19 protein-coding genes are annotated in these 19,632 nt (G+C 66.3%); 16 read left to right on the top strand and 3 right to left on the bottom strand.

What is annotated here, in order from left to right; translation table 11 throughout:
- Nucleotides 1-8: 8 nt before the first annotated feature.
- Nucleotides 9-2,585, bottom strand: coding sequence for a [protein-PII] uridylyltransferase (locus tag MMB92_RS25195; RefSeq protein ID WP_006483828.1), 2,577 nt, complete (start codon nt 2,583-2,585; stop codon nt 9-11).
- A 48-nt stretch (nt 2,586-2,633) separates the two neighbouring features.
- Nucleotides 2,634-3,449 carry a type I methionyl aminopeptidase gene (map, locus tag MMB92_RS25190; RefSeq protein WP_006483813.1) on the bottom strand — a complete coding sequence of 272 codons (816 nt, stop codon included), beginning with the start codon at nt 3,447-3,449 and terminating at the stop codon, nt 2,634-2,636.
- 377 nt (nt 3,450-3,826) lie between these two features.
- On the opposite strand from map, the gene rpsB reads away from it, so the two are divergent.
- The 16 genes from rpsB (at nt 3,827) to MMB92_RS25110 (ending at nt 19,462) form a co-directional block, all read left to right on the top strand.
- On the top strand, nt 3,827-4,567 hold the full coding sequence (gene rpsB, locus MMB92_RS25185; RefSeq protein WP_006483818.1) for a 30S ribosomal protein S2: 741 nt from the start codon (nt 3,827-3,829) through the stop codon (nt 4,565-4,567).
- 162 nt (nt 4,568-4,729) lie between these two features.
- Nucleotides 4,730-5,611: a translation elongation factor Ts gene (gene tsf / locus MMB92_RS25180; protein ID WP_006483826.1), complete on the top strand. Its 882-nt coding sequence runs from the start codon at nt 4,730-4,732 to the stop codon at nt 5,609-5,611.
- Between the two features lie 156 nt (nt 5,612-5,767).
- Nucleotides 5,768-6,481 carry a UMP kinase gene (gene pyrH / locus MMB92_RS25175; RefSeq protein ID WP_006402648.1) on the top strand — a complete coding sequence of 238 codons (714 nt, stop codon included), beginning with the start codon at nt 5,768-5,770 and terminating at the stop codon, nt 6,479-6,481.
- 104 nt (nt 6,482-6,585) lie between these two features.
- A complete protein-coding gene (gene frr, locus MMB92_RS25170) occupies nt 6,586-7,146 on the top strand; it encodes a ribosome recycling factor (protein WP_006483822.1) in 561 nt (186 codons plus the stop codon).
- A gap of 49 nt (nt 7,147-7,195) precedes the next feature.
- Nucleotides 7,196-7,978, top strand: a complete 783-nt coding sequence (uppS, locus tag MMB92_RS25165; protein WP_006478494.1) for a polyprenyl diphosphate synthase — start codon at nt 7,196-7,198, stop codon at nt 7,976-7,978.
- On the top strand, nt 7,972-8,793 hold the full coding sequence (locus MMB92_RS25160) for a phosphatidate cytidylyltransferase (protein WP_006483814.1): 822 nt from the start codon (nt 7,972-7,974) through the stop codon (nt 8,791-8,793). The genes uppS and MMB92_RS25160 overlap by 7 nt, the downstream gene beginning before the upstream one ends.
- Before the next feature lie 15 nt (nt 8,794-8,808).
- On the top strand, nt 8,809-10,005 hold the full coding sequence (locus tag MMB92_RS25155; RefSeq protein ID WP_006483824.1) for a 1-deoxy-D-xylulose-5-phosphate reductoisomerase: 1,197 nt from the start codon (nt 8,809-8,811) through the stop codon (nt 10,003-10,005).
- 11 nt (nt 10,006-10,016) lie between these two features.
- The gene (gene rseP / locus MMB92_RS25150) at nt 10,017-11,387 is read left to right on the top strand and encodes an RIP metalloprotease RseP (RefSeq protein ID WP_264835256.1); all 1,371 of its coding nucleotides are present in this window, start codon (nt 10,017-10,019) and stop codon (nt 11,385-11,387) included.
- 61 nt (nt 11,388-11,448) lie between these two features.
- On the top strand, nt 11,449-13,758 hold the full coding sequence (gene bamA / locus MMB92_RS25145) for an outer membrane protein assembly factor BamA (RefSeq protein ID WP_006493237.1): 2,310 nt from the start codon (nt 11,449-11,451) through the stop codon (nt 13,756-13,758).
- Between the two features lie 64 nt (nt 13,759-13,822).
- Complete coding sequence (locus MMB92_RS25140; protein WP_006495557.1) at nt 13,823-14,320, top strand: OmpH family outer membrane protein; 498 nt, start codon at nt 13,823-13,825, stop codon at nt 14,318-14,320.
- Nucleotides 14,321-14,336: 16 nt separating this feature from the next.
- Nucleotides 14,337-15,416, top strand: coding sequence for a UDP-3-O-(3-hydroxymyristoyl)glucosamine N-acyltransferase (gene lpxD, locus MMB92_RS25135; RefSeq protein WP_060211373.1), 1,080 nt, complete (start codon nt 14,337-14,339; stop codon nt 15,414-15,416).
- Between the two features lie 129 nt (nt 15,417-15,545).
- Nucleotides 15,546-16,013: a 3-hydroxyacyl-ACP dehydratase FabZ gene (fabZ, locus tag MMB92_RS25130; RefSeq protein ID WP_006495559.1), complete on the top strand. Its 468-nt coding sequence runs from the start codon at nt 15,546-15,548 to the stop codon at nt 16,011-16,013.
- 67 nt (nt 16,014-16,080) lie between these two features.
- Nucleotides 16,081-16,869: an acyl-ACP--UDP-N-acetylglucosamine O-acyltransferase gene (gene lpxA, locus MMB92_RS25125; RefSeq protein WP_006483825.1), complete on the top strand. Its 789-nt coding sequence runs from the start codon at nt 16,081-16,083 to the stop codon at nt 16,867-16,869.
- A gap of 3 nt (nt 16,870-16,872) precedes the next feature.
- Nucleotides 16,873-18,042, top strand: a complete 1,170-nt coding sequence (lpxB, locus tag MMB92_RS25120) for a lipid-A-disaccharide synthase (RefSeq protein ID WP_060211371.1) — start codon at nt 16,873-16,875, stop codon at nt 18,040-18,042.
- Nucleotides 18,039-18,683, top strand: coding sequence for a ribonuclease HII (gene rnhB / locus MMB92_RS25115; RefSeq protein WP_006483830.1), 645 nt, complete (start codon nt 18,039-18,041; stop codon nt 18,681-18,683). Before lpxB ends, rnhB begins: the two co-directional genes overlap by 4 nt.
- A complete protein-coding gene (locus MMB92_RS25110; RefSeq protein ID WP_006495561.1) occupies nt 18,680-19,462 on the top strand; it encodes an RNA methyltransferase in 783 nt (260 codons plus the stop codon). Before rnhB ends, MMB92_RS25110 begins: the two co-directional genes overlap by 4 nt.
- 76 nt (nt 19,463-19,538) lie before the next feature.
- Here the strand turns inward: MMB92_RS25110 and MMB92_RS25105 are convergent.
- Nucleotides 19,539-19,632, bottom strand: a 94-nt coding sequence (locus MMB92_RS25105) for an IS3 family transposase (protein WP_146211670.1), incomplete at its 5' end; no start/stop codon positions are given.

Raw genomic sequence — 19,632 nt, 5'->3', positions numbered from 1 at the left:
GGATTCATTCAGACTGCGATCGCACGCAGCAATTCGGTTTCGAGCTGGATCTGCAGGCGGTTATCGGACAGGCCGGCACCCGCGAGCAGGAAGATGTCTTCGACGCGCTCGCCGAGCGTATTGATCCGCGCCGCATGGACGCCGATCCGATGTTCGGCGAGGACGCGCGCGATCGAATAGAGAAGGCCCGGCCGGTCGTTGGCCGACACGGACAGGATGTAGTACTGACCGCGCTCGTCGGCCCGCAGGTCGACGCGCGGCGTGATCGGAAACGTCCGGGACAGCCTCGACAGGCGGCCCTTCGACGGTTCCGGCAGCGGGGCGGTTTCGGCGAGCCGCGCCGCGAGCTGCTGCTCGACGAGGTTCGCGATGTCGCGGTAGCGCACGTCGCGCTCAGTCTGCGTGACGATGAAGTTGTCGAGCGCATACCCGTGCCGCGTCGTGCTGACGCGCGCATCGAGCACCGACAGCCCGTTGCGGTCGAAATACGCGCAGATGCCCGCGAACAGGTCGGGGCGGTCCTTCACGTACACGAGCACCTGCAGCGCGTCGCCGATCGGCGACGGCCGCGCGCGGACGATCGCGGTTTCGGCGTTCACGTGCCGGTACAGCACACGCGTCTGCCATGCGATGTCGGCCGCGTCGTGACGCAGGAAGAAGCCGACGTCGAGCTGATCCCACAACGCGCGGTGCGCATCGTCGGGCACGGTTTCCAGGCGCAGCAGCGCGAGCGCCTGCTCCTGTCTCGACTTCAGCTCCGAATGCGCGTCGGGGTTCGCGCCGCCGAGCACCGCGAGCGTGATGCGGTACAGATCCTCGAGCAGCTTGCCCTTCCACGTGTTCCACACCTTCGGGCTCGTGCCGCGGATATCGGCGACGGTCAGCAGGTAGAGCGCGGTGAGATACCGCTCGTTGCCGACGACCTCGGCGAAGCGCTTGATGACTTCGGGGTCGCTCGTGTCCTGTTTCTGCGCGACCTGGCTCATCGTCAGGTGATGCTGGACGAGCCATACGATCAGCGCCGCGTCGTCGCCGGCGATGCCGTGCTCGCGGCAGAAGCGCCGCGCGTCGGCCATCCCGAGCGTCGAGTGGTCGCCGCCGCGGCCCTTCGCGATGTCGTGGAACAGTGCCGCGACATACAGCACCCACGGGCGCTCGAAGTTGCCGATCAGCTGGCTGCAGAACGGGTATTCGTGCGCATGCTCGGCTACCGCGAAGCGGCGGATGTTGCGCAGCACCATCAGGATGTGCTGGTCGACCGTGTACACGTGGTACAGGTCGTGCTGCATCTGCCCGACGATGCGGCGGAAATTCAGCAGGTAGCGGCCGAGCACGCTCGTCTGGTTCATCAGCCGGAACGCGTGCGTGATGCCTTCGGGCTGCTGCAGGATCCGCATGAACGTGTCGCGGTTGCGCGGATCGCGGCGCCACGCGTTGTTCATGATCTCGCGCGAGTTGTACAGCGCGCGCAGCGTGCGGGCGGACAGGCCTTTCACGCCGCGCGTCGTTTCGTACAGCAGGAAGGCTTCGAGGATCGCGTCGGGATGGCGCTCGAACACGCCGTCGTCGACGATCTCGAGCATCCCCTGTTTCTCGACGAAGCGATCGGCCGACAGCACGCGCGTGATGCCGCTCGTCGCGGGGAACAACTGCGCCTCGATGTTCTGGATCAGGATCGTCGCGAGCTGCGTGACCGCTTTCGCGGCCCAGTAGTAGCGACGCATCAGCTGCTCGCTCGCCCGCTTGGCCTGCGTCGGCTGGTAGCCGAAGCTTTCGGCGGCCTGCGTCTGGAGGTCGAACACGAGCATGTCCTGGCGACGCCCGGCGATCACGTGCAGCCGCGCACGCAGCGTCTTCAGGAACCCTTCGTTGCGGCGCAGCTCGCGCGCTTCGCGGTCGGTGATCAGGCCGCGCGTGTCGAGTTCGCGCCAGCTGCTGCCGAAGCCGGCCGCGCGCGCGATCCACAGGATCGTCTGCAGGTCGCGCAGCCCGCCCGGGCTTTCCTTCACGTTCGGTTCGAGGCTGTACGGCGTGTCCTGGAACTTCGCGTGGCGCTGGCGCATCTCCAGCACCTTCGCGGTGAAGAACGCGCGGGCGTCGAGCGCTTCGTGGTAGCGCACGGTGAAGCGCTCGAACAGCGCGGTGCTGCCGACGATGCGGCGCGCTTCCAGCAGCGAGGTCTGCACCGTGACGTCCTGCGACGCCTCCTCGATGCACTGCGCGACCGTGCGCACGCTGCTGCCGATCTCGAGGCCGAGATCCCACGCCATGCCGATGAAGCGCTCGATGCGCGCGTCGAGCGCCGCGTCGTGCGCATCCGGCAACAGCACGAGGATGTCGACGTCGGAATAGGGCGCGAGCTCGCCGCGCCCGTACCCGCCGACGGCGACGAGCGCGAGCGTCGCGGGCAGTCCGCAGTCGTCCCACACGCGTTTCAATGCATCGTCGGTGAGTTTCGACAGCGCGTGCATCAGCGACGCGACGTTCGCCGCGCGGCGAAAGCGCTCGAGCATCTCCGTCTTGGCGGCCTTGAATTCGGCGCGCCGCGACAGCGCTTCGGGCGAGGGGGCAGCGTGAGCGCTCATGGGCGGCCGTTCAGGTGCGAAAGTGGGGCGGGCGGGGCGCGACGGCGCTCAGACGGCGGCGGCCGGCTGTGCGAACACCGGGCGCGCCGGCGTGCCGGCAGACACGGTCAGCACTTCGTAGCCGGTTTCGGTGACGAGCACCGTGTGCTCCCACTGCGCGGACAGGCTGCGGTCGCGGGTCTTGACCGTCCACTGGTCGGGCATCGTGCGGATGTCGCGCTTGCCGGCGTTGATCATCGGCTCGATCGTGAAGATCATCCCGGCCTTCAGTTCGATGCCGGTGCCCGGACGGCCGTAGTGGACGACCTGCGGATCCTCGTGGAACACCGTACCGATGCCGTGGCCGCAATATTCGCGCACGACGCTGTAGCCCTGCGCCTCCGCGTGCTTCTGGATCGCATGGCCGATGTCGCCGAGATGCGCGCCGGGCTTGACCTGGTCGATGCCGAGCCACATGCATTCGTAGGTGGTCTGCACGAGGCGCTTCGCGAGGATCGAGCCCTCGCCGACGATGAACATCCGGCTGGTGTCGCCGAAATAGCCGTTCTTGATCACGGTGATGTCGATGTTCAGCGCGTCGCCGTTCTTGAGCACCTTCTCGCCGGGAATGCCGTGGCAGATCACGTCGTTGACCGAAATGCAGGTGGCCTTCGGGTACGGCGGATAGCCGGGCGGCTGGTAGTTCAGCGGCGCGGGGATCGTGCCTTGCTCGTTGAGCATGAACTCGTGGCAGAGGCGGTCGAGTTCGGCGGTCGTGACGCCCGCGACGACGTGCGGCGTGATGAAGTCGAGCACTTCGCTCGCGAGACGGCAGGCGACGCGCATCTCCGCGATATCGTGTTCGTTTTTGAGCGTAATAGCCATCGAGGTATGCCTGGAATGCGGTGAATTGACGGATTATCGCACCTTATGGCGGGCCTCGCAGCCCCTGCGGGCCGCGCGGATGCGGGTTTTCGCGGATTGCCCGGCCCGCTGCCGCGCGGCAAGCGAAAGTGCCGAGCGACTTGAGAGCGGACAAATCCGCGTGCTATACTCTTTGGCTAAGTCGATATCCAAATGCCGAATTTGCCCCAAGTTGGGGCGGCATCGCGGTGAAAGGCTTACGGCACGGGCGTTTTGCGCGTGCCGAATCGCAAGCCGGCGCAACCAGGGTGCCGTCCGTGCGGAATTCACGCCTTCGTGGCGGGTTCGCGCGGCGGTACGGCAGCCGGCTTAAGACCCAACCCTCGTGGAGAATTTACATGGCAGTTACGATGCGCCAAATGCTGGAAGCGGGTGTCCACTTCGGTCACCAGACGCGCTTCTGGAACCCGAAGATGGCTCCGTTCATTTTCGGTCACCGCAACAAGATTCACATCATCAACCTCGAAAAGACGCTGCCGATGTTCACGGACGCACAGAAGTACGTGCGCCAGCTGGCAGCGAACCGCGGCACGATCCTGTTCGTCGGCACGAAGCGCCAGTCGCGTGACACGATCGCCCAGGAAGCGCAACGTGCGGGCATGCCGTACGTCAACGCACGCTGGCTCGGCGGCATGATGACCAACTTCAAGACGCTGAAGGTGTCGATCAAGCGCCTGAAGGACATGGAAGCGGCAGTCGAGGCGGGCGAGCTCGAGAAGATGAGCAAGAAGGAAGCGCTGCTGTTCGAACGCGAAATCGCCAAGCTGCAGAAGTCGATCGGCGGCGTGAAGGACATGGGCGGCATTCCGGACGCGATCTTCGTCGTCGACGTCGGCTACCACAAGATCGCCGTCACGGAAGCGAACAAGCTGGGCGTGCCGGTCATCGCCGTGGTCGATACGAACCACTCGCCGGAAGGTGTGGATTACGTGATCCCGGGTAACGACGACTCGAGCAAGGCAGTCGCGCTGTACGCCGAAGGCGTGGCCGACGCGATCCTCGAAGGCCGTGCGAACGCGGTCAACGAAGTGGTCCAGGCCGCACGCGGCGACGACGAGTACGTCGAGGAAAACGCGTAACTGGCCCCGAGCCGGCGCAAAAAGGGGGCTCTCAACAGGCCCCCTTTTTTTAAGCTTGTGCGCCGGACCTGATCGCGCCGAATCGGCGCGGGTCCGGAAACGAATCTCGGCCGTTCGCGTCCAAGCGGGCGGCGTTGTGAATACAGACTCAAGGAGCGAATGATGGCGGCAATTACCGCAAGCATGGTGGCAGAACTGCGCGCGAAGACCGACGCACCGATGATGGAGTGCAAGAAGGCGCTGACGGAAGCCGACGGCGATCTGGCCAAGGCTGAAGAACTGCTGCGCGTCAAGCTCGGCAACAAGGCGAGCAAGGCCGCATCGCGCGTGACGGCTGAAGGCGTCGTCGCCTCGTTCGTCGGCGGCAACGCGGGCGCGCTGGTCGAGCTGAACTGCGAAACCGACTTCGTCGCGAAGAACGACGACTTCCTCGCATTCTCGAAGACGGTCGCGGAACTCGTCGCGACGCAGAACCCGGCCGACGTGGCCGCGCTGTCGGCGCTGCCGCTCGACGGCTCGACCGTCGACGCAGTCCGCCTCGCGCTGATCGGCAAGATCGGCGAGAACGTGTCGATCCGCCGTTTCGTCCGTTTCGAAACCGCGAACAAGATCGCGACGTACCTGCACGGCGCGCGTATCGGCGTGATCGTCGAGTACACGGGCGCGGACGAGCAGGTCGGCAAGGACGTCGCGATGCACATCGCGGCGATGAAGCCGGTCGCGCTGTCGTCGGCCGACGTGCCGGCGGAACTGATCGAGACGGAACGCCGCGTGGCCGAGCAGAAGGCCGCGGAATCGGGCAAGCCGGCCGAAATCGTCGCGAAGATGGTCGACGGTAGCGTCCAGAAGTACCTGAAGGAAGTGTCGCTGCTGAACCAGACGTTCGTGAAGAACGACAAGCAGACGATCGAGCAGATGCTGAAGGCAGCGAATGCGGCGGTGCAGAAGTTCGCGCTGTTCGTCGTCGGCGAAGGCATCGAGAAGCGCCAGGACGACTTCGCCGCCGAAGTGGCCGCGCAAGTCGCAGCAGCAAAGCAGCAGTAAGCAGTCAGGCAGTATCCGCGGCGGGCGTCCGCTCCGCCGCGGCCGGCGGCGTCGCCGGCCGGCCGGGAACCCCGGTCCGGTCGGCGGCGCTTGCCCGAATCAGTATTTCGCCCCTACAGTTCGTGGTTGTCATCCTCTCGTCGCTCGGAAGCCCCTATGTCCAATGCCTATAAACGCGTCCTCCTCAAACTCTCCGGCGAAGCGCTGATGGGCGACGATGCCTTCGGCATCAATCGCGCGACGATCGAACGGATGGTGGCCGATATCGCCGAAGTCGTGCGTCTCGGCACGCAGCTCGCGGTCGTGATCGGTGGCGGTAATATTTTCCGCGGTGTCGCGGGCGGCGCGGCCGGCATGGACCGCGCGACGGCCGACTACATGGGGATGCTGGCGACGATGATGAACGCATTGGCGCTGCAGGACGCGATGCGCCACGCGGGCATCGAGGCGCGCGTGCAGTCCGCGCTGCGCATGGACCAGGTCGTCGAGCCGTACATCCGGCCCCGCGCGATCCGTCAGCTCGAGGAAGGCCGCGTCGTGATCTTCGCGGCCGGCACCGGCAACCCGTTCTTCACGACGGATACCGCCGCCGCGCTGCGCGGCTCGGAAGTGGGCGCCGAAGTCGTGCTGAAGGCGACCAAGGTCGATGGCGTATATTCTGCCGATCCGAAGAAGGATCCGTCGGCCACGCGCTACACGACGATCAGCTTCGACGAGGCGATCAGCCGCAACCTGCAGGTGATGGACGCGACGGCGTTTGCGCTGTGCCGCGACCAGAAGCTGCCGATTCGCGTGTTTTCGATCAACAAGCCAGGCGCGCTCAAGCGCATCGTGCTGGGCGAGGACGAAGGTACGCTCGTCCACGTGTAAACTCCCGCGGATGCGGGCGACCGGCGCGGGTTGCCGGCCGCGGCGCGCGACATGCGCCGGGCGGGGCCCGCGTTCTTTGAAGGTTTGAAGGTTCGGAGGTTGAAATGAGTGTCGCTGATGTGAAGAAGGGCGTCGAGCAAAAGATGCAGCGCTCGATCGAAGCGTTCAAGAACGATCTGGCCAAGATCCGTACGGGCCGTGCGCACACCGGTCTGCTCGATCACGTGCAGGTCGACTACTACGGCTCGATGGTGCCGATCTCGCAGGTCGCGAACCTGACGCTCGTCGACGCGCGCACGATCGGCGTGCAGCCGTGGGAAAAGAACATGGTCGCGAAGGTCGAGAAGGCCATCCGCGAAGCCGATCTGGGCCTGAACCCGGCAACGGCCGGCGACCTGATCCGCGTGCCGATGCCCGCGCTGACGGAAGAGCGCCGCCGCGAGCTGACCAAGGTCGTGAAGAGCGAAGGCGAAACGGCCAAGGTCGCGATCCGCAACCTGCGCCGCGACGCGAACGAAGCGCTGAAGAAGCTCGTGAAGGACAAGGAAATCTCGGAAGACGACGAGCGCCGTGCGAGCGACGACGTGCAGAAGCTGACCGACAAGCACGTTGCCGAAGTCGACAAGCTCGTGCAGACCAAGGAAGCCGAGATCATGACGGTCTGACGACCGTCCTCGCGCGCCGCCTTCTTCCCGCATTACTGTCTCAACGGCCATGACCTATACCAGCTCTACCGTTCGCGTGCCTGACGTCGGCGTCGTGCCGCGTCACATCGCGATCATCATGGACGGCAACGGCCGTTGGGCGACCGAACGCCGCTTGCCGCGCGTCGCGGGGCACACCCGCGGCGTCGATGCCGTGCGGGCGGTGGTCGAAGGCTGCGCGCGCGCCGGCGTCGAGTACCTGACGCTGTTCGCGTTCAGTTCGGAAAACTGGCGCCGGCCGAACGACGAAGTGTCGTTCCTGATGCGGCTGTTCATCACCGCGCTCGAGCGCGAAGTGGGCAAGCTGCATGCGAACGGGATCCGCCTGCGTGTCGTCGGCGATCTCGACCGTTTCGAGCCGCGCATCCGCGAACTGATTCGCCGCGCCGAAACCAAGACGGCGCGCAATACCCGTTTGACGCTCACCATCGCGGCCAACTACGGCGGCCGGTGGGACATCCTGCAGGCGACGAAGAAGCTCGTCGAGCAGGCCGTGCGCGAAGGTCGCGAGGTCGAAGTGACCGAGGATGCATTCGCGCCGCACCTGGCGATGGCCTATGCGCCGGAGCCCGATCTCTTCATCCGCACCGGTGGCGAGCAGCGCGTCAGCAACTTCCTGCTGTGGCAGCTCGCGTACGCCGAATTCTATTTCACCGACAAGTACTGGCCGGATTTCGACGGCGCGGCACTGGCCGACGCGATGGCGTCGTATACCGAGCGCGAGCGCCGTTTCGGGCGCACGAGTGCGCAGCTCGAACCGCAATCGCAGAACGCCGACTCCCTTTCATGCTGAAAACCCGTGTGATCACGGCGATCGTGATGCTGGCAGTGCTGCTGCCGGTGACGCTGTTCGCGCCGCTCGCCGGGTTCGGTGCGCTGATCGGCGTCGTGCTCGTGTTCGCCGCGTGGGAGTGGGCGCGCCTGCTCAAGCTCGGCGGCGCCGGCCCGGTCGTCTATGCGCTCGTCGCGGCGCTCGCGCTCGCGGCCACCGCGCCGCTCGGCGTCGATGCGGCATCGTCCCGTCCCCTTTTCATGGCGGCCGGCGTGTTCTGGCTGCTGGTCGGCCCGTTCGCGCTGCGGCGCAAGCCCGAACTCGCGGGCGGCGTGTGGCGGCCGTTCCTGCTGGCCGCCGGCCTCGTCGTGTTCGCCGCCTGCTGGCATGCACTCGTGGCAGCCCGCGCGCAGGGCGTGCCGTTCGTGCTGTCGCTGCTTCTGGTCGTCTGGCTGGCCGATATCGGCGCATACTTCGCGGGCAAGGCCTTCGGAAAGCGTAAACTGGCCATCACGATCAGCCCCGGCAAGAGCTGGGAGGGTGCGATCGGCGGCTGGTTCGCGGTGATGGTCGTCGCCGGTGTCGCGATGGCCGTGCATGCCTTCGAACCGACCCTGTTTTCTGCATTCGCCATGCGCTACGGGATGCCCGGCGCGTGGGCCGCGCTGACGCTGCTGGTCGCGTACAGCGTGATCGGCGACCTGTTCGAGTCGCTGCTGAAGCGGCAGGCGGGCGTGAAGGATTCGAGCGGACTGCTGCCGGGCCACGGCGGCGTGCTCGATCGTGTCGACGCGCTGCTGCCGGTGCTGCCGCTCGCGATGCTGCTGCTTGGTTAAACCATTATTCCTGTTATGCAAAAACGTCTGACATTGCTCGGTTCCACGGGCTCGATCGGAGACAGCACGCTCGACGTGGTCGCGCGCCATCCCGAGCGCTTCTCGGTCTATGCGCTGACCGCGCACCGCAACGGCGACAAGCTCGTCGAGCAGTGTCTGCGCTTCGCGCCTGAAGTGGCGGTGGTCGGCGATGCCGCGACGGCCGCGCACGTCGACGCCAAACTGCGCGCGGCCGGCAGCAAGACGGTCGTCCTGCACGGGCCGCAGGCGCTCGTCGACGTGTCGAAGAGCGACGGCTGCGACACGGTGGTCGCGGCGATCGTCGGCGCGGCCGGCCTCGCGCCGAGCCTGGCGGCCGCACGCGCCGGCAAGCGGATCCTGCTCGCGAACAAGGAAGCGCTCGTGATGTCGGGCGCGATCTTCATGGACGCCGTACGCGACCATGGCGCGATCCTGCTGCCGGTCGACAGCGAACACAACGCGATCTTCCAGTGCATGCCGCGCGACGCGGCCGAGCACGGCGGGATCTCGAAGATCATCCTGACCGCGTCGGGCGGCCCGTTCCGTACGCGCGAACCGGCCACGCTGGTCGACGTCACGCCGGACGAAGCGTGCAAGCACCCGAACTGGGTGATGGGCCGCAAGATCTCGGTCGATTCCGCGACGATGATGAACAAGGGCCTCGAGGTGATCGAGGCGCACTGGATCTTCGGGTTGCCCGGCGACCGGATCGACGTGCTGATCCACCCGCAGAGCGTGATCCATTCGCTCGTGTCGTACCGCGACGGCTCGGTGCTCGCGCAGCTCGGCAACCCCGACATGCGCACGCCGATCGCGCACGCGCTCGCGTTTCCCGAGCGCGTCGACGCGGGCGTCGACCAGCTCGACCTCGCGCAGATCGCCCAGCTGTCGTTCGAGAAGCCCGATTACGCGCGCTTCCCGTGCCTCGCGCTCGCGCTGAAGGCGCTCGAGGAAGGCGGTATCGCGAGCGCCGCATTGAACGCGGCGAACGAAGTCGCGGTCGAAGCATTTCTCGAGCGCCGGATCGGCTTCATGGCGATCGCGGCGACGGTCGACGCCGTGCTCAACACGCTGCCGAACCGCGCGCCCGACGGGCTCGACGACGTCCTCGCGGCGGATGCCGAGGCTCGCCGCCTCGCCGCCGCGATCATTGCGAAAGCGCCTGCGCCACGCGTGGAGCGTACTGTCTGAATGGGGTGCTCATGAACGTGCTGGTCGAACTGGTCGCGTTTGCGGTGGCGATCGGGGTACTGGTCGTCGTGCATGAGTACGGACATTATCGCGTCGCGCGCTGGTGCGGCGTGAAGGTGCTGCGTTTCTCGATCGGCTTCGGCCAGCCCGTCGCGCGCTGGGTCAGCCGCCGGACGGGCACCGAGTGGACCCTGTCCGCGCTGCCGCTCGGCGGCTACGTGAAAATGCTCGACGAGCGCGATCCGGGCCCCGGCATTCCGCCCGAGGTGCTCGGCCAGGCATTCAACCGCCAGTCGGTCTACAAGCGCATCGCGATCGTCGCGGCCGGGCCGATTGCGAACTTCCTGCTGGCAATCGCGCTGTTCTCCCTCGTATTCGCCACCGGCGTGACCGAACCGACCGCGATCGTCGCGCCGCCGGCCGCCGGCACCGCGGCGGCCCGCGCGGGCTTCGACGGCAGCGAGACGATCGTGTCGATCCGCAATGCGCAGGGCGGCGAGTCCGAACCGGTGCGATCGTGGTCGGACCTGCGCTGGAAGCTGCTGTCGGCCGCGTTCGACCATCGCGAGGTCGTGCTCGGCGCGCGCGACGGCAATGCGACGTTCGATTTCCGCGTCGATCTCCGCAACGTACCCGACAGCCAGCTCGACGACGACTTCATGGCCCATCTGGGCTTCGAGGCCGGCGGCGGCACGTTGTCGGTCGCGTCGGTGCAGCCGGGCAGCGCGGCGGAACAGGCCGGCCTGAAGGTCGGCGACAAGCTGGTCGCGCTCGACGGCAAGCCGATCGGCGGCGCGTCGCGCTTCATCGACACGGTGAAGCACCATGCGGGCAAGCCGCTCGACCTGCAGATCGAACGCAACGGCGCCGCGCAGACGGTCGCGATCGTGCCGCAGATGCAGCGCGACGACGAATCGGGGCAGCAGGTCGGCCGCATCGGCGCGGCGCTGTCGATGCACGCGCCGTCGGTGGACGTGCGCTACGGGCCGATCGAGAGCCTGCGGCTCGGCACGCACCGCACGTGGGACATTTCCGTGTATTCGCTGAAGATGTTCGGGCGGATGATCACGGGCAACGCGTCGCTGAAGAACCTGTCCGGCCCGGTGACGATCGCCGACTACGCAGGCAAGAGCGCGCGGCTCGGTCCGTCGGCGTTCCTGTCGTTCCTCGCCCTTGTCAGCATTAGCCTTGGCGTCCTGAACTTGTTGCCGATTCCCGTTTTGGACGGGGGGCATCTGTTATATTATGCGGTTGAAGCCGCGACCGGGAAAGCCGTCTCGGAGCGTTGGCAGCTGATTCTGCAAAGAGCCGGGTTGATCTGCATCGTCGCATTGTCGGCGATCGCGCTGTTCAACGATCTGGCTCGGTTAATCCATTTCTGAAGCGTCAGGCGGCGGCCGCTGGCCAGCCGCCCGATTTGATGCAGCTAAATATTGGGGATGCATGTTGTTCAAACCTCATCGCTTTGTACCTAAGACAGTTGCAGCGGCCGCGCTCGCCGCGCACGGCCTCGCGGCGCATGCAGCGGCACCGTTCGTGGTGCAAGACATCAAGATCGAGGGGCTGCAGCGCGTCGAAGCGGGTTCGGTGTTCGCCTATCTGCCGATCAAGCAGGGCGATACCTTCACGGACGACAAGGCATCCGAAGCAATCCGCGCGTTGTACGCGACGGGCTTTTTCAACGACGTGCGCATCGCCACGCAGGGCAACGTCGTGATCGTGCAGGTGCAGGAGCGTCCGGCCATCGCGTCGATCGACTTCACCGGCACGAAGGAATTCGACAAGGACAACCTGACGAAGGCGCTGCGCGCGGTCGGCCTCGCCGATGGCCGCTACTACGACAAGGCGCTCGTCGACAAGGCGGAGCAGGAGCTCAAGCGCCAGTACCTGACGCGCGGCTTCTATGCGGCCGAGGTCAAGACGACGATCACGCCGGTCGACGCGAACCGCGTGTCGATCCTGTTCGCGGTGGCCGAAGGCCCGAGCGCGAAGATCCGCCAGATCAACTTCATCGGCAACAAGGCGTTCAGCACCAGCACGCTGCGCGACGAGATGCAGCTGTCGACGCCGAACTGGTTCTCCTGGTACACGAAGAACGACCTGTACTCGAAGGAAAAGCTCACGGGCGACCTCGAAGCGGTGCGCTCGTACTACCTGAACCGCGGTTACCTCGAGTTCAACATCGAGTCGACCCAGGTGTCGATCTCGCCGGACAAGAAGGACATGTATCTGACGGTCACGCTGCACGAAGGCGAGCCGTACACGGTGTCGGGCATCAAGCTGTCGGGCAATCTGCTCGATCGCGAGGCCGAACTCAACAAGCTGATCAAGATCAAGCCGGGCGACCGTTTCTCGGCCGAAAAGCTGCAGCAGACCACCAAGTCGATCGTCGACAAGCTCGGTGAATACGGCTACGCATTCGCGACCGTCAACGCGCAGCCGGACATCGACCAGGCGAACCACAAGGTCAACCTGAACCTCGTCGTCGATCCGAGCCGCCGCGTGTACGTGCGCCGCATCAACGTGGTCGGCAACACGCGCACGCGCGACGAAGTGGTGCGCCGCGAAATGCGCCAGCTCGAAAGCTCGTGGTTCGACTCGAACCGCCTCGCGCTGTCGAAGGACCGCGTGAACCGCCTCGGCTACTTCACCAACGTCGACGTGACGACGGTGCCGGTCGACGGCACGAACGACCAGGTCGACGTGAACGTGAAGGTCGACGAAAAGCCGACCGGCGCGATCACGCTGGGTGCCGGTTTCTCGTCGACGGACAAGGTCGTGCTGTCGGCCGGCGTGTCGCAGGACAACGTGTTCGGTTCGGGCACGAGCCTGTCGGTGAACGTCAACACCGCGAAGAGCTACCGCACGCTGACCGTCACGCAGGTCGACCCGTACTTCACGGTCGACGGCATCAAGCGGATCACGGACGTCTACTACCGCACGTACCAGCCGCTTTACTACTCGACGAGCTCGAGCTTCCGGATCATCAGCGCGGGCGGCAACCTGAAGTTCGGCATTCCGTTCTCGGAAGTCGACACCGTGTACTTCGGCGCGGGCTTCGAGCAGAACCGCCTCGACGTCGATTCGAACACGCCGCAGAGCTACCAGGATTACGTGAACGAGTTCGGCCGCGTGTCGAACACGGTGCCGCTGACGGTGGCATGGTCGCGCGACGCGCGTGACAGCGCGCTGATTCCGAGCCGCGGCTACTTCACGCAGGCGAACATCGAATACGGCGTGCCGGTCGGCAAGATCCAGTACTACAAGGCCGACCTGCAGGCGCAGTACTACTATTCGTTCTCGCGCGGCTTCATCCTGGGCCTGAACCTGCAAGGCGGCTACGGTAACGGTATCGGCAACCCGTACCCGATCTTCAAGAACTACTACGCGGGTGGTATCGGCTCCGTGCGGGGTTACGAGCCGAGCTCGCTGGGCCCGCGCGACACGAAGACGAACGACCCGATCGGCGGTTCGAAGATGCTGGTCGGCAACATCGAGCTGACGTTCCCGCTGCCGGGCACCGGTTACGACCGCACGCTGCGCGTGTTCACGTTCCTCGACGGCGGTAACGTGTGGGGCAACGCGCCGGGCGGCACGAGTACGGGCGCCAACGGCCTGCGCTACGGCTACGGTGTGGGTCTCGCGTGGATCTCGCCGATCGGCCCGCTGAAGCTGAGCCTCGGCTTCCCGCTGCAGAAGCACGAAGGCGACCAGTACCAGAAATTCCAGTTCCAGATCGGGACGGCGTTCTGAACGAACGCATGACAACAGCAACGAGAGGGTAATTTTGCTAACCGGTAAGTTTTCGAAACGAGTGATGTGCGCGCTGACCGTTGCGCTGGCCCTGGGCGCGGCAACGGTGCACGCACAGGACGTCGCCCGCATCGCGGCGGTCAATTCGGATCGGATCCTGCGCGAGTCGGCACCCGCGAAGGCGGCGCAGACGAAGCTCGAAGCCGAGTTCGCGAAGCGTGACAAGGATCTGCAGGACCTGGCGGCACGCCTGAAGTCGATGTCCGATTCGCTGGACAAGAACGGCACGTCGCTGTCGGCGGCCGATCGCGCGCAGAAGCAGCGTGATCTGGCGCAGCTCGATACCGACTTCCAGCGCAAGCAGCGCGAATTTCGCGAAGACCTGAACCAGCGTCGCAACGAAGAATTGGCGGCCGTGCTGGACAAGGCGAACAAGGTCATCAAGCAGATCGCCGAGCAGCAGAATTACGACCTGATCGTGCAGGAAGCCGTGTACGTCAGCCCGCGCATCGACATCACCGACAAGGTGCTCAAGGCGCTCGCGTCCGGCTCGACGAACTGAACGGAGCAGACGACGAATGGCATTGACGCTTGAGGAACTCGTAAAACGGTTCGGCGGCGAGATCGCCGGCGACGCACAGTGCAAGGTGGGCGGGCTCGCACCGCTCGACCAGGCGGGCCCTCAACAGCTCGCGTTCCTCGCGAACCCGAAGTACCTGTCGCAGGTCGAATCGACCCGTGCCGGTGCGGTCCTGATCGCACCGAAGGATCTGGAAAAGCTGGGCGCGGCCGCCGCCGGTCGCAATTTCATCGTGACGCCGAATCCGTACGCGTACTTCGCGCGCGTCGCGCAGATGTTCATCGATCTGGCCACGCCGCCGCGCGCGGCCGGCGTGCATCCGAGCGCGACGATCGATCCGGCCGCGATGGTCGCCGCGACCGCGGTGATCGGCCCGCACGTGACGATCGAGGCCGGCGCGGTGATCGAAGACGGCGTGCAGCTCGACGCGAACGTATTCGTCGGCCGCGGCACGACGATCGGCGCCGGCTCTCATTTCTATCCGAATGCATCGGTGTACCACGGCTGCAAGATCGGCCCGCGCGCGATCGTCCATGCGGGCGCCGTGATCGGCTCCGACGGCTTCGGCTTCGCACCGGATTTCGTCGGCGACGGCGACGCGCGCACCGGCAGCTGGGTCAAGATCCCGCAGGTCGGTGGCGTGACGATCGGCCCGGACGTCGAAATCGGCGCGAACACGACGATCGATCGCGGCGCGATGGCGGATACCGTCATCGAGGAATGCGTGAAGATCGACAACCAGGTCCAGATCGGCCACAACTGCCGGATCGGCGCGTACACCGTGATCGCCGGCAGCGCCGGCATCGCGGGCAGCACGACGATCGGCCGCCACTGCATGATCGGTGGCGCGGCCGGGATCGCCGGCCACGTGACGCTCGGCGACTACGTGATCATCACCGCGAAGTCGGGCGTATCGAAGTCGCTGCCGAAAGCCGGCATCTACACCAGCGCGTTCCCGGCCGTCGACCACGGCGAATGGAACAAGAGCGCCGCGCTCGTGCGCAACCTCGACAAGCTGCGCGAGCGCATCAAGGCGCTCGAAGCCGCGCTCGCCGCCCAGGGCGGCACCCACGCCTGAGCGCATCATGCGAGACCACGAACCGGGCACGGCCAGCGCAACCGGCCCGGTTTGCCAGACTGGGCCGCGCGGCGGCCCGCTTCAGCCTTTGCATCACCACCGCGCAGCCTCTGCGTGAGACGAACCATCATGAGCACTGAAAAAATCAACCTCGACATCCACAAGATCCTCACGCTGCTGCCGCATCGCTACCCGATTCTGCTCGTCGATCGCGTGCTCGAACTCGAACCGCACAAAGGGATCAAAGCGCTGAAGAACGTGTCGATCAACGAGCCGTTCTTCCAGGGGCATTTCCCGAAGCGGCCGGTGATGCCGGGCGTGCTGATCCTCGAGGCGCTCGCGCAGGCCGCGGCGCTGCTGACGTTCGCGGAAGAGCAGCCGAAGGATCCGGAGAACACGCTGTATTACTTCGTCGGGATCGACGGCGCGCGCTTCAAGCGCGTGGTCGAACCGGGCGACCAGCTGATTCTGAACGTGACGTTCGAGCGCTACATCCGCGGCATCTGGAAGTTCAAGGCGGTGGCGGAAGTGGACGGCAAGGTGGCGGCGGAAGCCGAACTGATGTGCACGGTCAAGACGGCCGACGCGGCGCCCTGAGCGACGCGGCACGCATGGATAACGTAACGCGAGCAACGCGACACATCATATCGAGAGGCAACGGCGCATGACCAGGATTCATCCTACCGCGATCGTCGAGCCGGGCGCGCAGATCGACGAATCGGTCGAGATCGGCCCGTACGCGATCGTCGGCCCGCACGTCACGATCGGCGCGCGCACGACGATCGGCTCGCACAGCGTGATCGAAGGCCATACGACGCTCGGCGAGGACAACCGTATCGGCCACTACGCGTCGGTCGGCGGCCGTCCGCAGGACATGAAGTACAAGGACGAGCCGACGAAGCTCGTGATCGGCAACCGCAACACGATCCGCGAATTCACGACGATCCACACGGGCACCGTGCAGGACGTCGGCGTGACGACGCTCGGCGACGACAACTGGATCATGGCCTACGTGCACATCGGCCATGACTGCCGCGTCGGCAACAACGTGATCCTGTCGAGCAACGCGCAGATGGCCGGTCACGTCGAGATCGGCGACTTCGCGATCATCGGCGGGATGTCGGGCGTGCACCAGTTCGTGCGCATTGGCGCGCACTCGATGCTGGGCGGCGCGTCGGCGCTCGTGCAGGACATCCCGCCGTTCGTGATCGCGGCGGGCAACAAGGCCGAGCCGCACGGGATCAACGTCGAAGGGCTGCGCCGGCGCGGCTTCTCGGCCGATGCGATCTCGGCGCTGCGCAGCGCGTACCGCGTGCTGTACAAGAACGGCCTGTCGCTCGAGGAGGCGAAGGTGCAACTGCGCGAGCTCGCGGGAGCGGGTGGCGACGGCGATGCACCGGTGAAGGCGCTCGTCGAGTTCATCGACGCGTCGCAACGCGGCATCATCCGCTAAGCGATGCCGCTCCCGACCAATCAGCTCCGGCTCGCGATGGTGGCTGGCGAGCCGTCGGGCGACCTGCTCGCGGCGTCGCTGCTCGGCGGGCTGCACGAGCGGCTGCCCGAATCGGCCCAGTATTACGGGATCGGCGGGCAGCGCATGATCGCGCAGGGCTTCGACTCGCACTGGCAGATGGACAAGCTGACCGTGCGCGGCTATGTCGAGGCGCTGGGCCAGATTCCCGAGATCCTGCGGATTCGCGGCGAACTCAAGCGCCAGCTGCTCGCCGAGCGGCCGGACGCGTTCATCGGCGTCGACGCCCCCGATTTCAACTTCAGCGTCGAACAGGCCGCGCGCGACGCGGGCATCCCGTCGATCCACTTCGTGTGCCCGTCGATCTGGGCGTGGCGCGGCGGCCGGATCAAGAAGATCGCGAAGTCCGTCGATCACATGCTGTGCCTGTTTCCGTTCGAACCGGCGATTCTCGACAAGGCCGGCGTCGCCTCGACCTACGTCGGCCACCCGCTGGCCGACGACATCCCGCTCGAACCCGACACGCACGGCGCGCGCATCGCGCTGGGTCTGCCGGCCGACGGCCCCGTGATCGCGGTGCTGCCGGGCAGCCGGCGCTCGGAGATCGCACTGATCGGCCCGACGTTCTTCGCGGCGATGGCGCTGATGCAGCAGCGCGAGCCCGGCGTGCGGTTCGTGATGCCGGCGGCGACGCCCGCGCTGCGCGAGCTGCTGCAGCCGCTCGTCGACGCCCATCCGCAACTCGCATTGACGATCACCGACGGCCGCTCGCAGGTCGCGATGACGGCCGCCGACGCGATCCTCGTGAAGAGTGGCACCGTCACGCTGGAAGCCGCGCTGCTGAAGAAGCCGATGGTGATCTCGTACAAGGTGCCCTGGCTGACCGGGCAGATCATGCGCCGGCAGGGCTACCTGCCGTATGTCGGCTTGCCGAACATCCTGGCGGGACGCTTCGTCGTGCCCGAGCTGCTGCAGCATTTCGCGACGCCCGAGGCGCTCGCCGATGCGACGCTCACGCAGCTGCGCGACGACGCGAATCGCCGTACGCTGACCGAAGTGTTTACCGAAATGCATCTTTCGCTGCGGCAGAACACGGCCGCGAAGGCGGCCGAGGCCGTCGTGCGCGTGCTCGAGCAACGCAAGGGGCGCGCATGACCGCCGTCCGTGCACCGCGCCGCCGCGCGCCGAGCGACGGGCAGGGCGGTTTCGATTTCAGCCGCCCGGACGAGATCGTGTGCGGCGTCGACGAAGCGGGCCGCGGCCCGCTCGCGGGGCCGGTGGTGGCCGCCGCGGTGATCCTCGATCCGGCGCGGCCGATCGACGGGCTCGACGATTCGAAGGTGCTCTCCGCGAAGAAGCGCGACCTGCTGTACGACCTGATCGTCGCGCGTTCGCACGCGTATTGCGTCGCGTCGGCGAGCGTCGACGAGATCGATACGCTGAACATCCTGCACGCGACGATGCTCGCGATGAAGCGAGCCGTGGAAGGGCTGTCGGTGCTGCCGACGCTCGCGCAGATCGACGGCAACCGCTGCCCGACGCTGAGCGTGCGTGCCGAGGCGATCGTCAGCGGCGACGCGCTCGTGCCGAGCATCTCGGCCGCCTCGATCCTCGCGAAAGTCACGCGCGACCGCATGCTGGTCGACCTGCACGAACGCTTCCCGGTGTACGGCTTCAACGTGCATGCGGGCTACGGCACCGCGAAACACCTCGCCGCATTGCGCGAACATGGCCCGTGCGAAGCGCACCGGCGCTCGTTCGCGCCGGTTCGTGCGGCGCTTGATCTGATTCGATGAAAAGCATCACTTCCCGCGACAACCCGCTGTACAAGCGCCTGAAGGCGCTCGCGGGTTCGACGCCCCAGCAGCGCCGCAGCGGCCAGGCGCTGCTCGAAGGTTTCCATCTCGCGAGCGCGTATCTCGACACGGGTGCGACGCCCGAGCTGTGCGTCACGACCGAAGGTGCGCTTGGCCATGCCGAGGCGCAGGCGATCGTCGCGCGTATCGACGCGCAGCGGATCGTCACGCTGCCGGACGCGTTGTTCGGACAGTTGTCGAACGTCGTCAACGGCGTCGGCTTCCTGCTGCTGGTCGATCGGCCGGCGCACCCGCTGCCCGCGCGCGTGACGGAGACGTCGGTCGTGCTCGACGGCGTGCAGGACGCCGGCAATGTCGGCTCGATCCTGCGCAGCGCGGCGGCGGCCGGCGTGCGTCACGTGTTCTGCGCGCCGGGGACGGCCTACGCGTGGTCGTCGAAGGTGCTGCGCTCGGGCATGGGCGCGCATTTCCTGCTGTCGATCCATGAGGACGTCGACGCCGGCGAGCTCTCCGGACGCCTCGCCGTACCGGTCGCGCTGACCGACTCGCACGGCGCGCAGGCCGTCTACGACTGCGACCTGTCGGCGCCCGTCGCATGGGTGTTCGGCAACGAAGGCGCCGGCGTGTCGGCCTTTTGGCGCGACGCGGCCACGCATCGCGTGACGATTCCGCAGCCGGGCGGAATGGAGTCGCTGAACGTTGCCGCGGCAGCAGCGGTGTGTCTGTTCGAGCAGGTGCGGCAGCGGCGGCCGGCGTGACGCCGCATGCGGCAGGTGCCGTAAAACGAGAAAGGCCGCGTTCTGAACTGACCCCACGAAGTTGGACGGTTAAAATCTAAGCGGCCAAGGGCTGAGTCCTGTATTGCACGGGACTCAGCCCATTTAATTTCAGCTTGATGCGTTCGTGGTTGTAGTAGTGAATGTAGCGG

Source organism: Burkholderia sp. IO2 (genome assembly GCF_029522185.1).
Lineage (GTDB): Bacteria > Pseudomonadota > Gammaproteobacteria > Burkholderiales > Burkholderiaceae > Burkholderia > Burkholderia cenocepacia.
The sequence above is the reverse complement of the archived record's forward strand: the minus strand, read 5'-3'. Positions and strand labels throughout refer to the sequence as shown.

Excerpts from the sequence above, each read along its gene's own strand:
- MMB92_RS25195 (WP_006483828.1), bottom strand. The coding sequence starts at position 2,585 with ATGAGCGCTCACGCTGCCCCCTCGCCCGAAGCGCTGTCGCGGCGCGCC.
- map (WP_006483813.1), bottom strand. The coding sequence starts at position 3,449 with ATGGCTATTACGCTCAAAAACGAACACGATATCGCGGAGATGCGCGTC.
- rpsB (WP_006483818.1), top strand. The coding sequence starts at position 3,827 with ATGGCAGTTACGATGCGCCAAATGCTGGAAGCGGGTGTCCACTTCGGT.
- tsf (WP_006483826.1), top strand. The coding sequence starts at position 4,730 with ATGGCGGCAATTACCGCAAGCATGGTGGCAGAACTGCGCGCGAAGACC.
- pyrH (WP_006402648.1), top strand. The coding sequence starts at position 5,768 with ATGTCCAATGCCTATAAACGCGTCCTCCTCAAACTCTCCGGCGAAGCG.
- frr (WP_006483822.1), top strand. The coding sequence starts at position 6,586 with ATGAGTGTCGCTGATGTGAAGAAGGGCGTCGAGCAAAAGATGCAGCGC.
- uppS (WP_006478494.1), top strand. The coding sequence starts at position 7,196 with ATGACCTATACCAGCTCTACCGTTCGCGTGCCTGACGTCGGCGTCGTG.
- MMB92_RS25160 (WP_006483814.1), top strand. The coding sequence starts at position 7,972 with ATGCTGAAAACCCGTGTGATCACGGCGATCGTGATGCTGGCAGTGCTG.
- MMB92_RS25155 (WP_006483824.1), top strand. The coding sequence starts at position 8,809 with ATGCAAAAACGTCTGACATTGCTCGGTTCCACGGGCTCGATCGGAGAC.
- rseP (WP_264835256.1), top strand. The coding sequence starts at position 10,017 with ATGAACGTGCTGGTCGAACTGGTCGCGTTTGCGGTGGCGATCGGGGTA.
- bamA (WP_006493237.1), top strand. The coding sequence starts at position 11,449 with ATGTTGTTCAAACCTCATCGCTTTGTACCTAAGACAGTTGCAGCGGCC.
- MMB92_RS25140 (WP_006495557.1), top strand. The coding sequence starts at position 13,823 with ATGTGCGCGCTGACCGTTGCGCTGGCCCTGGGCGCGGCAACGGTGCAC.
- lpxD (WP_060211373.1), top strand. The coding sequence starts at position 14,337 with ATGGCATTGACGCTTGAGGAACTCGTAAAACGGTTCGGCGGCGAGATC.
- fabZ (WP_006495559.1), top strand. The coding sequence starts at position 15,546 with ATGAGCACTGAAAAAATCAACCTCGACATCCACAAGATCCTCACGCTG.
- lpxA (WP_006483825.1), top strand. The coding sequence starts at position 16,081 with ATGACCAGGATTCATCCTACCGCGATCGTCGAGCCGGGCGCGCAGATC.
- lpxB (WP_060211371.1), top strand. The coding sequence starts at position 16,873 with ATGCCGCTCCCGACCAATCAGCTCCGGCTCGCGATGGTGGCTGGCGAG.
- rnhB (WP_006483830.1), top strand. The coding sequence starts at position 18,039 with ATGACCGCCGTCCGTGCACCGCGCCGCCGCGCGCCGAGCGACGGGCAG.
- MMB92_RS25110 (WP_006495561.1), top strand. The coding sequence starts at position 18,680 with ATGAAAAGCATCACTTCCCGCGACAACCCGCTGTACAAGCGCCTGAAG.